We start from the raw sequence: 13,031 nt of genomic DNA on the forward strand, positions 1-13,031 counted from the left end.
AACCGCCGACGCCATGTCCGTAACCGAAATAGCCCCTTCCCAGCCCAAAGGCCCATCGCTGGTCATTCAGGCCGTGGTCCTTCTGGGCATGACGGCCGCCGCGATCGGTCTCGGCTGGGTCTCGGGCCAGTACCTGTATGGTCGCGAGAGCGCGGCCAAGGTGGAGGTTGCGGCAGGTGAAAGCCATGAAGCGCCGGCAAAGGCCGAGGGCGACCATGGGAAGGCTTCAACCGGCCTCGAGGTTCCCTTGCCGCCAATCACCACCAATCTTGCCGCGCCGAGCGACATGTGGGTTCGCATGGAGGCCTCCGTCGTGTTCGACGCGCCCCAGCCGCAATCGCTTGTCGACGATATCCATCAGGACCTGCTTGCCTTCCTTCGAACCGTCAAGGTTCACCAGATCGAAGGCGCCAGCGGGTTCCAGCATCTGAAAGCCGATCTCGAGGAGCGGGCGAAAATCCGCAGCGAGGGCCATGTCAGGCAGGTGCTCATCCGGACACTGCTTTTCGAATGAGAAAACTTCTCCTCACGGGCTTGGCGCTGATCGCCACCGCAACGGTGGCGCAGGCCCAGCAGATCGATCTCGGCGGCATCGGCCAGGCTGACGGCACCACCGTGGGCTACATCATCCAGATGTTCGGCCTGCTGACGGTTTTGTCGATCGCGCCGGGCCTGCTCATCATGGTGACGAGCTTCACCCGCTTCGTCATCGCCTTCTCGATCCTGCGCGTCGGCATGGGCCTGCAGACGACGCCCGCCAACATGATCATCATCAGCCTGTCGCTGTTCATGACCTTCTACGTCATGGCGCCGACCTTCGATCAGGCATGGGCCAATGGCGTGCGCCCGCTGATGAACAACGAGATAAACCAGGACCAGGCGCTAGAGCGGATTTCCGATCCATTCCGGCAGTTCATGGTCAAGCACGTCCGCGACAAGGATTTCGACCTGTTCGCCGACCTTGCGCGCGAACGCGGCCAGACCGTTTCGCGCGAAAATGTCGATCTGCGCGTGCTGGTTCCCGCCTTCATGATTTCGGAAATCCGGCGCGGTTTCGAGATAGGCTTCCTCATTGTGCTGCCATTTCTCGTCATCGACCTGATCGTCGCCACCATCACCATGGCCATGGGCATGATGATGCTGCCGCCGACGGTGGTGTCGTTGCCGTTCAAGATCCTGTTCTTCGTGCTCATCGACGGCTGGAACCTGCTCGTCGGCAGCCTTGTCAGGTCGTTCAATTGAACATTCCGGGAAATGGTTAAGAATTTTCGCCGCGACAAAAAGACTCATCCAAACAATGGCATGAGAGATTTCCGGAGTTGCGGCAGGCTGAATCCGGCCATAGAGTCATAAAACTGAATTATCCTTTTGGTAGGGATTGCCCGCCATAAAGGCACTCATACAGACGGATTGGCCCAACCAGGGCCATAGGCATGATGCCGCTCCGCTCTCGCCGGTATATTCCGGCATGTTCCTCACAAATTGCACATCACAAGGAACACGGCTCATGGCTAGCCTTCTCACCAACGCATCTGCAATGACCGCCCTGCAGACGCTCACGCAGACCAACAAGAACCTGGCAACCACGCAGAACCGCATCGCCACCGGCCAGGCCGTTTCGACCGCTTCGGACAACGCCGCTTACTGGTCGATCGCCACCGGCATGCGCGCGCAGAATTCCATCAACCAGTCGGTCAAGGATTCGCTGGGCTTCGGCTCGGCAGTCGTCGACGTCGCCTACACCGGTCTGGAAGAGTCCATCAAGCTCGGCGAGAAGATCGTGTCCAAGCTTGCTTCTATGGGCCAGGACGGCATCGACGATGCAACTGTCCAGAAGGAAGTCGACGCGCTCACCGCACAGATCGCGCAGATCGCCACTTCGGCCGACTTCGAAGGCCAGAACCTGCTGAGCACCGCCGGCACCGCCCTGACCGTCGTCGCAGGCTACGTCAAGGATTCGGGCACTCTCGACACGATCACCGTTGCCAAGTACGACCTCGAAGCAGCTGACTTCTCCGATCTTGCGACGGCGGAAACCACGCTCAAGGCCATGCGCGATGCCGCAGCCGACCTCGGCGCCTCGAAGATCCGCGTCGACTCGCAGCTCTCCTTCACGTCGAAGCTGATCGACGCTGTCGACCGCGGCGTCGGCGCGCTCGTCGATGCTGACATGAACGCTGAATCGGCTCGCCTTTCGGCGCTCCAGACCCAGCAGCAGCTCGGCATCCAGGCGCTGTCGATCGCCAACTCCAGCTCGCAGTCGATCCTGACGCTCTTCCGCTAATAGCGGATTGGGTTAAAGGACGGGGCAATTAACCGGGTCGCGCTCTTTCGGGGGCGCGGCCCGATTTCATTTTCGCACAAGCTTCGACCTCTAGTGTTCCTGCCGACAGACATGCAGGAGCCTTTGAGCCGTGCCGCAGCAAATTCAGACCATTCTTTCGAACCTGCAGGGTTTCGGCCCGCGCCGGCTGGCAATAATGGGCGGTGTCGCCGCATTGGTGATGGCCATCATCGGCCTCGGCGCCTTCTACCTCAACCGCCCAGCCTATGAGACGCTCTATGTCGGGCTCGAACGTTCCGACGTGAACCAGATCGGCCTTGCGCTCAATGAAGCAGGCATCGGCTTCGATGTCGGCTCCGACGGCACCAGCGTTCTCGTCCCAACCGGCAAGACGGCAACCGCGCGCATGCTGCTTGCCGAAAAGGGTCTGCCGACCAGCGCCAATGCCGGCTACGAACTGTTCGACAATGTCGGCTCGCTTGGCCTCACCTCCTTCATGCAGCAAATCACCCGCGTGCGTGCGCTTGAAGGCGAGATTGCCCGCACCATCCAGTCCATCAACGGCATCCGCGCCGCACGCGTCCATATCGTTCTGTCCGAGCGCGCCAATTTCCGCCGCGACGAGCAGGAACCTTCGGCCTCCGTCGTCATCCGCGCCTCCGGCATCGACGAGGTCAAGAGCGCGATGTCCATCCGCCATCTCGTCGCCGCCGCCGTCCCCGGCCTGAATGCCGAGAAGGTGACCGTACTCGATTCGGCCGGCACGCTGCTTGCTGCCGGTGACGATCCGATCAATTCCAGCGCCAGCCGCTCGCTCGGCGTCGAGCAGACGGTGGAATCGCAGATCGAGGCCAACATCCGCCGCGCGCTGACACCCTATCTCGGCCCGGACAATTTCCGCGCCAGCGTCAAGGCCGACGTCAACACTGACACCAGGCAGACGGAAGAGACGATTTTCGATCCGGAATCGCGCGTCGAGCGCTCGGTTCAGGTCGTGCGCGCCAATGAGAGCGCCAACCGCCGCTCCGCTGCCGCACCCGCCACCGTCGAGCAGAACCTGCCTGAAGCAAACCTCGCAGCCGTCGACGGCCCGCAGTCGTCCGAAAACAGCGACCGCAAGGAAGAGACGACCAACTACGAGATGAACTCAAAGCGCATCGCCACCGTCAGCAACGGCTACACGGTGACCAAGATGTCCGTGGCCGTCGTCGTCAACCAGCAGCGCCTGGCCGCAATTCTCGGCGAAGGCGCGACGGCAGAGCAGATCAACGGGCGCATCGCTGAAATCCAGAAGGTCGTTTCCACCGCGGCCGGCCTCGACATGGCGCGCGGCGATGTTGTCAACGTCTCGGCGGTCGAATTCATCGACGGTCTCGACGGCGTCGAGATCGCCGCGCCCGGCTTCATGGACAAGCTTGGCCAGCAGACGGGCACGATCATCAATGCCGTCGCCTTCGTCGTCGTGGTCTTCCTGGTCGCCTTCTTCGGGCTGCGGCCGATGGTGGCGTCCCTGTCGAAGCCTGCCGAGATCGCCGGCCCAAGCTTCGACGACGTGCAGCGCTCGCTGCCGACGCCGGACCAAGCCTCCAGCGAGACCGAGTCCCTGCCGCAGCCGCCGCGCACCAATCCGCTCGACGATCTGCGCCGCAAGCTCCGGCCTGCCCCGCAGGAACGCCTCGCGCGCATGGTCGACCTCAATGAGGAACGCACCGCGCACATCCTGCGCAAATGGGCTCATCAGGAAGCCGCCTGATGAGCGCGCTTGCCCTTTTCGAGCTTCTTCAGGATTTCGGCCCCGTCCGCGCAGCCGAACCCGCACGCACGCCAGAGCCGCAACGCAAGGCGGCTTCCCCGGTTTTTACACCGTCGACCATAGCCCCCGACTACTCCGACATGATCAGCGCGGAAGTTGCCCGCGCTGAAGCTGCGCTGACGGAGCGTCTCGCGGCCGAGCACGTTGTCGAAATGGAGGCCGAACGCCTGCGTCACGCAACCGAGTTGGAGGAAATCCTTCATCGCTTCGGGCAGGAAGCCGGCGCGACCTTGGCTGCCGGCATCGCCGAGATGGAAGCGCGCGTCACCGAACTCACCACCACGGCAACGGCTCGCATCGTCGGCGGCATTCTGAGCGAGGATATCCAGAAGCGTTCGCTTGAAGCGCTTGCCCAGTCGATCAAGACAGCCACCGCCGATCCCGAAGCGGTGCGCATCCGCGTTTCCGGCCCGCAATCGCTGTTCGAGGCGCTCAGGGCGGCCATGCCGGAGCGGGAGCACAATTTCGATTATGTCGAGGCACCCGGCTTCGACCTCACCGTCACGATTGACGGCGACATATTCGAAACGCGGATCGCCGAATGGTCCGCGGCAATCTCGGAGATCCTGGCGTGAGCAGCGTGGATATCGACAACGTCAAGCACGAGATCGTTATCGTCAGGCGTGGTCATAGCGGTGAAGATGACGCCCATCACGGCGGCGTCTGGAAGATCGCCTTCGCCGATTTCATGACTGCGATGATGTGCTTCTTCCTCGTCATGTGGCTGATCAGCGCTGCCGACGAGAAGACGAAGAAATCCGTCGCAAACTACTTCAACCCCGTTCAGTTGATGGACAACACCACGAGCAGCCGCGGCCTCGAAAGCGAGAGCGAAGGCCTGCCCGCCGAGAAGCCCGAAGATTCGACCAGCGCGGGCGAAGGCACCGGCCGCGCCAAATCCGGTCCGTCGACGGAGCAGAATTCCGCCGATGCCGCCGATACCGATCAACGCTCGGATGAGAACCTTTTCGCCGACCCCTACGCAGTGCTGGCCGAGATCGCCGCCAATTCCGGCGTGCGCCAGAATGTCAGCGACAAGGGCGATGGCGGCGTGCAGGAAGCCGGCCCGGCAACCGGCGCGGAAGGCGGCGAATCCTACCGCGATCCGTTCGCACCGGACTTCTGGTCGCAGCAGGTGGCAACGCCCCTGGCCGAGGCAAGTGCGGAGCGCTCCAAGCCCGAAACGGAAACCGCCAAGGCTGATATCACCGCCCCCAAGGATGTCGCACCGCTGGAAGAACTTGCCGAGACGAAAAAGGAAGCCAAGCCGGAAAAGCCTGTCGCTGAAAAACCAGCCGACACTGCGCCCAAGCAGGACAAGCCGAGCGCCGCCGACGTCAAGAAGGCGGAACAGCTGCGCAAGGAACTTGCCGCCGCATTCCCTGCCGGCGACAAGCTGCATGACGGCATCTCGGTCGAGGCAACGGCTAAGGGCGTCATCATCTCGGTCACCGACCAGCTCGATTTCGGCATGTTCGAGATCGGCTCGGCCGTGCCCCGCCGCGAGCTCATCCTGGCGATGGAAAAGATCAGCAAGGCGTTGAACGAGCAGAAGGGCGTGATCACCATCAGCGGCCATACTGATGCGCGCCCGTTCAGGAGCGCAGCCTATGACAACTGGCGGCTTTCGTCCGCTCGCGCCCATTCGGCCTATTACATGCTGGTGCGCGGCGGTCTAGACGAGCGCCGCGTCACCGAAGTCGGCGGCTTCGCCGACCGCAAGCCGAAGAGCGCCGCCGACCCGCTGGCCGCCGTCAATCGCCGCATCGAGATCGTGCTGGAGAACGGCGGATGAGGCTCGCCCGCCCGCTGCATGGTCTGATCGGCATGGCGCTGCTTGCGGCGGCCGCCTTGCCCGTGTCCGCGCGCGCCGAAACCCAGCTCCAGCCCTTCCAGATGGTGCGCTCGCTGCAGCTGGTGCAGGACCGCATCGCTTCGGGCGACCATGCCGCGCTGCCGATGCAGCGCAAGCTGCTCGAGATGATAGATGATCGCCTGCGCAAGACCGGGCAGGACGGCTTCGACGATCCACGCAATTACCGCGCCATGCTTGTCTACGCCATGAGCGGCGGCAACCCCGCGACCATCGACACCATTCTGTCGCGCCTCGTGCTGGATGAGCAGAACCTCGGCATCGGCAAGGGCCTTCTCGACTATCTGAACGGTCAGGCGGTCAGCGCGCGAACGACGCTCGGGCCGGTCGATCCGATGAAGCAGCCGCCCGAACTCGGTGCATTCCTGGCGCTGGTCAAGGGCTCGCTCGCCGCCAACGACAACCCGCAAGGGGCGCTGAAACTGTTCGATCAGGCACGGCTGCTCGGCCCCGGCACATTGGTCGAGGAAGCAGCGCTTCGCCGCTCCATCGGGCTTGCCACCGCGCACGGCGATGCCGGGCGCTTCACGCTCGCCTCCACGCAGTATGTCGAACGCTATCTGCGCTCACCCTATGCCAGCCAGTTTGCCGACTCCTTCGTAGCAGGCGTCATCGCTCTTCACGATTCGATCGACCTCGCCAAGGTCAGCGAAATCACCACGATGATGGACGCCGAACAGGAGCGCGTGATCTATCTGCGCATAGCCCGCGTCGCCGGCATCGACGGTTTCAAGGAACTGTCCGCCTTTGCCTCGGCAAAAGCCGAGAAGAACACAGGCAGCGATGCCGTTGCCGGCGGCGAAGACCCGCGCGCGCTGCTCTATGCCAGCCTTGCCTCGGTGACCTCCGGTACCGATGCGGAAATCAGGGCCATGCTTGCGAAAATCGATCGCGCCAGACTTTCGGCAGGCGACCGCAAGCTGTTCGATGCTGTTGCCGCCGTCGCTTCCAAGATGACCGGCACGCTGCCTGCACCCACAAGGCAGGAAGTGCGTCAGGCAATTCCCATCACTGCTGCCGCCGACGAAAGCGACCCTTTGGTGATCGAAGCCGACCCGCTGCCGCTGGATGCGGTTGAAGAACAACAGCCTCAGGACATTGTGGAAGCTCCGCCACCGATAACCCTAGCCGAGAGCACGCCAGCCCAGGCTGCCCCGCAAACGCCGCCCGATCCCGCCGATGAAAAGCTGGTCGCGAACCGCAAGAAACTGGAAGAAATCGACAAGATGCTGGGAGACGCGCAATGACGATCGGCATCAATCAGGCTCCAGCGGCAACTGTCTCGGTTCCGGCGGTGTCGGGTAAATCGGGAAAGTCGGGCGCCAAGGGACAGGACAGCGGCAGCACATTCGGCGCCGTTGTCGGCCTTCCCGGCACGAAAGGCAAAGGTGGCGAGATGACGTCCAGCGCGGGGATCGGCCTGCAGAAACCGGAAAAGCTGGCGCAGCAGAAGACCCCGGCCGCATCGTCCGAACAGGGACAGCCACGCTGGCTTCGCCCTGGCGCTCAATTCGACAAGGTCATCGACGTCGCCCTGAAGGCCACCACTGATGAGGCCGACGCCTCGGGCGAAACCCTGCCGGAAGAGGATTCCGCCGGGACCGACCCAGACGGCGCCACGGATACTCGCTCGGCAAAAGCCGTCGGCGACCCATTGTCGGCGATCATGATGGCGAGCAGGCTGGAAACGCGAGGCGAGCAGTCGGGCAACGCCAAGGCCGGTTCTGAAAAATCGGACACCACTGGGATGTCATCGGCGCGCGAAGCAACGGCCGCGAAACTCCCGCTCGAAGGCGATGCGGCATCGCTGGCCGAGGCAGCACGCGCAGCGCGTAGCGCCGAGGGCAAGGAACAGTCGACTGCCGCCAATTTTAGGTTGCCTGGACAGGTTTCCGGCGAAATGGCCACCCTTTCCGTTGCCCGCACTGACGTGAAAAACGCTGCCAAGTCGGCGGCAGCGTCCCTCACCGTCTCGCTGTCTCAAGCGACGACCGTCGGAGACGCAACAGCAGACGGCGCCGACGCGGCGATCCCGTCTGTCGGCGACGACTTTCGTCAAAGCCTAGAGGCCGGCAGTCGCGGTCGCCAGCAGGCGGATACGTCAGGCCGGCGCTCGGACGGCAAGGCCGAGCGGGTGACCGTGGTGAACCAGCAGAACATACCCGCGCCGATCGCCCAATCACCAGTTTCGACCGCCTCGGCGCTTGCCAATCAGCTCGCTGCCGACACCGGTTGGCGCGAGGCGGCGGCACCTTCCTTCCGGCCTCTTGCCGCACAACCCAATTTGTCTTCGGCACACACCCTGAAAATTCAGCTGAACCCCGCAGAGCTCGGTGTCGTCACGGCCAGCATGCGTTTCTCCGGAGAGCAACTGACGGTTGAGATTCAGGTTGAGAACGGTGACGCTTACCGCCGCCTCAGCGCCGACAGCGAGACCATCGTGAAATCGCTGCGCGCGATGGGTCTCGACATCGATCGGGTGACAGTCCAGCAACCACAGGTCGCATCGCAATCCGTGACGCGAACCGACAGCAGCGCAATGGCTTCGGGCTTTGCGCCGCGTGACCAGCAGTCGTTCGGCTCCGCCGGTTCCGGCGGCAATGGCGAGACATCCGGCGGACAGCGATCGGCAAGGGACGGCAACGATGGCGCATATGGGACTAGTGATGGCGCATCGACTTCTTCGAACCGCTCTGGCAGCGATCTTTATATCTAGCGCCGCAACGGCGGCTCTGGCAGCCGGCAATCCGTGCGAACCTGAAATCCTGCGCGCGGCTGATCGCTATGGCGTGCCGGTCGGAATCCTCTATGCAGTGGGGCTGACGGAGACTGGCAGAAAAGGCAGCCTTCAACCCAATGCATTGAATATAGAAGGAAAAGCTGTCTTTCCATCATCTTCGGCACAGGCAATTGCCGCCTTCGAAACGGCGCGGCGCAATGGCGCAAAATTGATCGATCTAGGATGCATGCAGATCAACCACCACTATCACGGCGAGCATTTCCGCAGCGTCGCCGAGATGCTCGATCCCGGCCGAAACGTGGACTATGCGGCACGCTTCCTGGCGCAGCTTCATGCCCGGCACATGACCTGGTCGATGGCGGTTGCGCGCTATCATGCCGGCCCCAACAACGACCCGGCGCAGAAGCGTTATGTCTGTCGCGTCATAGCGAACATGGTCGCCACCGGCTTTGGCAAATGGACCGGCAACGCGCGCTCTTTCTGCGCCCCATAGTTGTACTGCTGTTGGAACGGAATTTGATGGCGGCCATGCCTACTGGACGTCAGGCGTGTGCATTACCCGCGCCACAATCAAACGGCGCGAGCACCACCGGGGGATGCAACCATTCCGATTCTCGACTCCCAAGAAACTAGCTACAAGATTTAACGGTTTTTCATGATTCGCGGCAACGCGTACGACTTCCCCGTCAGGGCATTCTTGCTGATTCGGGGGCGGGTCGATGATTGTAATCGTAGACGAGCGACAGCTCGTTACAGAGGGATATCATTCACTTTTCGACAGGGAAGGCGTCGCAAGCGCCGGCTTCCGGTCGAGCGAATTCGGCGAGTGGGTCGAAAGCGTCGCTGAAGCCGATCTCAAATCAGTCCGCGCTTTCCTGATCGGCGATTGTGGCGGCGATGTGGTGCTGCCGCGAAAGATACGCGACCGCTCCGGCGCTCCGGTGATTGCGCTCAGCGAACAGCATTCCCTGGAAAACACGCTAAAGCTTTTCGAGTCCGGCGTCGACGACGTCATCCGCAAGCCCGTCCATATCCGCGAGATCCTGGCCCGCATCACCGCCATCCGACGCCGTGCCCAGGAAGAAGCAAGTTTCACCCAGGTCGGCCCGATGCGCATCTTTACGGATGGCCGCGACCCGGAGATCGCCGGCGAGCCGCTGCCGCTGCCGCGGCGCGAACGCCGCATCCTCGAATATCTGGCGTCCAACAGCGGCCGCCGCGTCACCAAGACCCAGGTCTTCAACGCCATCTACGGCATCTTCGACGAAGAGGTCGAAGAGAACGTCGTCGAGAGCCATATCAGCAAGCTGCGCAAGAAGCTGCGCGAGAAGCTCGGCTTCGACCCGGTCGATTCCAAGCGCTTCCTCGGCTACCGGCTGATCGTGGGATGAGAGGTTTTCCGCACAGGATAGCCGCGCCTTTCGGCGCCGGCCCGCTGCTCAACGCGGATGCTGCGCGTGCGCCCTGCCCTGTGCTCGAATTCTCCTCGCGGCTGCGCCGCACCAGCCTCGCGCAAGTCAAACCGTATAGTCTTCTCCTGACCCAGGGTCCGGATAATCAGGAGACTTTTCGATGAGCTTGTATGGAATGATGCGCACGGGCGTGTCGGGCATGAATGCCCAGGCAAACCGCCTTTCCACCGTCGCAGACAACATCGCCAATTCCAGCACCACCGGCTACAAGCGCGCGAGCACGGAATTCTCCTCGCTGATCATCCCTTCCACCACCGGCAACTATACGTCGGGCGGCGTCACGACGACGGTGCGTAATTCGATCAGCCAGCAGGGTGACCTGAAATACACCACCTCCGGCAGCGACCTCGCGATCAACGGCAACGGCTTCTTCGTCGTGCAGGGCGCAGGCGGATCGCCGGTACTGACCCGCGCCGGCTCGTTCGTGCCGAACGCGCAAGGACAGCTTGTTAACGCCGCCGGCTTCCAGCTCATGGGCTACAGCTACGAGAACGGCATCCCCAGCGCCGTCGCCAACGGCCTTGGCGGACTGGTTCCCGTGACCATCAACCAGACGGATCTGGTCGCAATCCCATCGACAACCGGCATTTTCACCGCCAACCTCCCGTTGGATGCCGAGATCGTCGACCCGGCCGACCTGCCGTCGGCGAATGCCACCACCGCGACATATTCGGCCAAGTCGTCGCTGGTCACCTACAACAGTCTCGGCAGCGAAGTCCTGCTCGACGTCTATTACACCAAGACCGCCGACAACACCTGGGAAGTCGCCATATACAAGCAGTCGGACGCAGCAGCTGACACCTCATTCCCCTATACCGGCGACGAGCTGGTCGGCACCCAGACCCTCGAGTTCGATCCTGCGAACGGCAAGCTGACGACGACTCCGCTCGACGTGACCGTGACGATCCCCGGCCCGCCGTCGCAGGAGATCAAGATCGACCTGTCCAAGATGACGCAGCTCGACAAAAGCTACACCGTCGTCTCTGCTGAAGCCGACGGCGCCCCGCCCGCCAGCATCGAAGGCGTACAGATTTCCGACGACGGAACCGTCTACGCCAAATACGAAAACGGCGCGCTGAAGCCGATCTTCCGCGTTCCGATCGCCACCGTGCAGAGCCCCGACATGATGCAGGTTCTGCCCGGCAACGTGTTTTCGCCAACCGCCGACTCAGGTGTCGTCCAGATGGGCTTCGCCAACGAGAGCGGCAGGGGCAAGGTCGTGTCCGGCGCTCTGGAAGGGTCGAATGTCGACATCGCCCAGGAGCTGACGGATATGATCGAATCCCAGCGCAGCTACACCGCCAATTCGAAAGTGTTTCAGACTGGCGCCGATCTCATGGACATCCTCGTCAACCTCAAGAGGTAGTCCGGCCGGACGAGCCGAACAGGAATAAAGCATGTCGTTATCCAGCGCACTCAGCATCGCCCAGAATTCCCTTCTCAACACGAGTCGCCAGACCAGCGTGGTCTCGCGCAACGTTGCGGAAGAGAAGAACGCGGACTATGCGCGCCGGACCGCCGTGCTTTCCAGCACCGCTCCAGGCGCTCGCGTCGTCGTTATCCAGCGCGCCACCAACGAGCAGCTTTTCCGCCAGAACCTGTCGGCCGTCTCCTCCTGGAGCGGCCAGACGACGCTCTATACCGGCATGGATCGGCTCAGTCTCGCCGTCGATGGCGTCGACAACGCGCTTTCGCCTGCAACCTCCATCACCGAATTGCAGAAGGCGCTGCAGACCTACTCGGCTACCCCGACCAACCGCACGCTCGCCGACAACGCCATCAACGCCGCACGCAATGTGGTGCGCAGCCTCAATGACGGCGCAGCCGCGATCCAGACCTTTCGCGTCGAGACCGACCAGCAGATTTCCACTGCAGTCAACGAACTGAACAACCTGCTTTCCCAATTCCAGGACGCCAACAAGGAGATCGTCTCCGGAACGGCATCCGGTCGCGACGTGAATGACGCGCTCGACAAGCGTGACGCGCTTCTAAAGCAGATTTCGGAATATGTTCCGGTCTCCACCTTCACGCGCAGCAACAACGACATGGTCGTCATGACCGCCGACGGCACGACGCTGTTCGAGACCGTGCCGCGCAGCATCACCTTCCAGCCAGAAGCCGCCTACCCTTCAGGCACCGCCGGCAACAAGGTCTACATCGACGGCGTGCCCGTCACCATGGGATCGGGCGGCAACACCACCGCCGGCGGCAAGATCGCCGGGCTTCTGCAGTTGCGCGACAGTGTCGCCACCACCATGCAGAGCCAGTTGGACGAAGTCGCGCGCGGCCTGATCAGCGCCTTCGCCGAGACCGACCCGAACGGGGTTCTTGCCGATGCACCCGGCCTGTTCACCTGGCCCGGCGCGCCCGCCATGCCCGCGGACGGCACGCTGGTCAATGGGCTCGCGGGGCAGATCTCGCTCAATGCGGCTTTCGTCAGCAATCCGGAATATCTGCGTGACGGCGGCGCCAACGGTGCCGGCTACGTCCACAACACCGAAGGCGGCGCATCCTATACCGACCTTCTGATCAAGTATGGCGACCGCATGGACGAGCCAATGGCCTTCGATGCCGCCACAGGCATCGGTGGCACGGTAAGCCTGGCCACTTACTCGGCGAACTCCATCGGCTGGTTCCAGGGGGTGCGCAAGGATGCTTCAACGGCGGCTGAGTCCAAGGAGGCGCTGGCCGTCCGCACGGCAGAGGCGCTTTCAAACGAGACAGGCGTCAATGTCGACATGGAACTATCGATGCTGCTCGAACTTGAGAATTCCTATTCGGCGTCTGCCCGCCTGATCAAGGCGGTCGACGAAATGCTGGCAACCTTGCTGGCGGCAGTGAGGTAATAC

Annotated in this window: 12 protein-coding genes; all 12 read left to right on the forward strand. The window is 62.6% G+C overall.

The window, feature by feature from the left end:
* Positions 1–13 precede the first annotated feature (13 nt).
* The 12 genes from G6N74_RS24435 (at position 14) to flgK (ending at position 13,028) form a co-directional block, all read left to right on the forward strand.
* Positions 14–514, forward strand: a complete 501-nt coding sequence (locus tag G6N74_RS24435) for a flagellar basal body-associated FliL family protein (protein ID WP_165120620.1) — start codon at positions 14–16, stop codon at positions 512–514.
* Positions 511–1,242 (forward strand): flagellar type III secretion system pore protein FliP, encoded by a 732-nt coding sequence (gene fliP / locus G6N74_RS24440; protein WP_165120621.1) that lies wholly within the window; start codon positions 511–513, stop codon positions 1,240–1,242. Before G6N74_RS24435 ends, fliP begins: the two co-directional genes overlap by 4 nt.
* A 265-nt stretch (positions 1,243–1,507) precedes the next feature.
* On the forward strand, positions 1,508–2,284 hold the full coding sequence (locus G6N74_RS24445) for a flagellin N-terminal helical domain-containing protein (RefSeq protein WP_165120622.1): 777 nt from the start codon (positions 1,508–1,510) through the stop codon (positions 2,282–2,284).
* A gap of 130 nt (positions 2,285–2,414) precedes the next feature.
* A complete protein-coding gene (gene fliF / locus G6N74_RS24450; RefSeq protein WP_165120623.1) occupies positions 2,415–4,037 on the forward strand; it encodes a flagellar basal-body MS-ring/collar protein FliF in 1,623 nt (540 codons plus the stop codon).
* Positions 4,037–4,672, forward strand: coding sequence for a hypothetical protein (locus tag G6N74_RS24455; RefSeq protein WP_165120624.1), 636 nt, complete (start codon positions 4,037–4,039; stop codon positions 4,670–4,672). Before fliF ends, G6N74_RS24455 begins: the two co-directional genes overlap by 1 nt.
* A complete protein-coding gene (locus G6N74_RS24460; protein ID WP_165120625.1) occupies positions 4,669–5,892 on the forward strand; it encodes a MotB family protein in 1,224 nt (407 codons plus the stop codon). Before G6N74_RS24455 ends, G6N74_RS24460 begins: the two co-directional genes overlap by 4 nt.
* On the forward strand, positions 5,889–7,217 hold the full coding sequence (locus G6N74_RS24465; protein WP_165120626.1) for a MotC family chemotaxis protein: 1,329 nt from the start codon (positions 5,889–5,891) through the stop codon (positions 7,215–7,217). Before G6N74_RS24460 ends, G6N74_RS24465 begins: the two co-directional genes overlap by 4 nt.
* Entirely contained in the window at positions 7,214–8,686 is a 1,473-nt protein-coding gene (gene fliK / locus G6N74_RS24470; protein WP_165120627.1) for a flagellar hook-length control protein FliK, read from the forward strand. Before G6N74_RS24465 ends, fliK begins: the two co-directional genes overlap by 4 nt.
* Positions 8,637–9,203, forward strand: a complete 567-nt coding sequence (locus G6N74_RS24475; RefSeq protein WP_165120628.1) for a lytic transglycosylase domain-containing protein — start codon at positions 8,637–8,639, stop codon at positions 9,201–9,203. The genes fliK and G6N74_RS24475 overlap by 50 nt, the downstream gene beginning before the upstream one ends.
* A gap of 226 nt (positions 9,204–9,429) precedes the next feature.
* On the forward strand, positions 9,430–10,101 hold the full coding sequence (locus tag G6N74_RS24480; RefSeq protein WP_091915198.1) for a response regulator transcription factor: 672 nt from the start codon (positions 9,430–9,432) through the stop codon (positions 10,099–10,101).
* Between the two features lie 181 nt (positions 10,102–10,282).
* On the forward strand, positions 10,283–11,548 hold the full coding sequence (locus G6N74_RS24485; protein WP_165120629.1) for a flagellar hook protein FlgE: 1,266 nt from the start codon (positions 10,283–10,285) through the stop codon (positions 11,546–11,548).
* A 31-nt stretch (positions 11,549–11,579) separates the two neighbouring features.
* Complete coding sequence (gene flgK / locus G6N74_RS24490) at positions 11,580–13,028, forward strand: flagellar hook-associated protein FlgK (protein WP_165120630.1); 1,449 nt, start codon at positions 11,580–11,582, stop codon at positions 13,026–13,028.
* The last annotated feature ends 3 nt before the right edge of the window (positions 13,029–13,031 follow it).

The sequence above is a fragment of the Mesorhizobium zhangyense genome, from assembly GCF_011045115.1.
GTDB lineage: Bacteria > Pseudomonadota > Alphaproteobacteria > Rhizobiales > Rhizobiaceae > Mesorhizobium_M > Mesorhizobium_M zhangyense.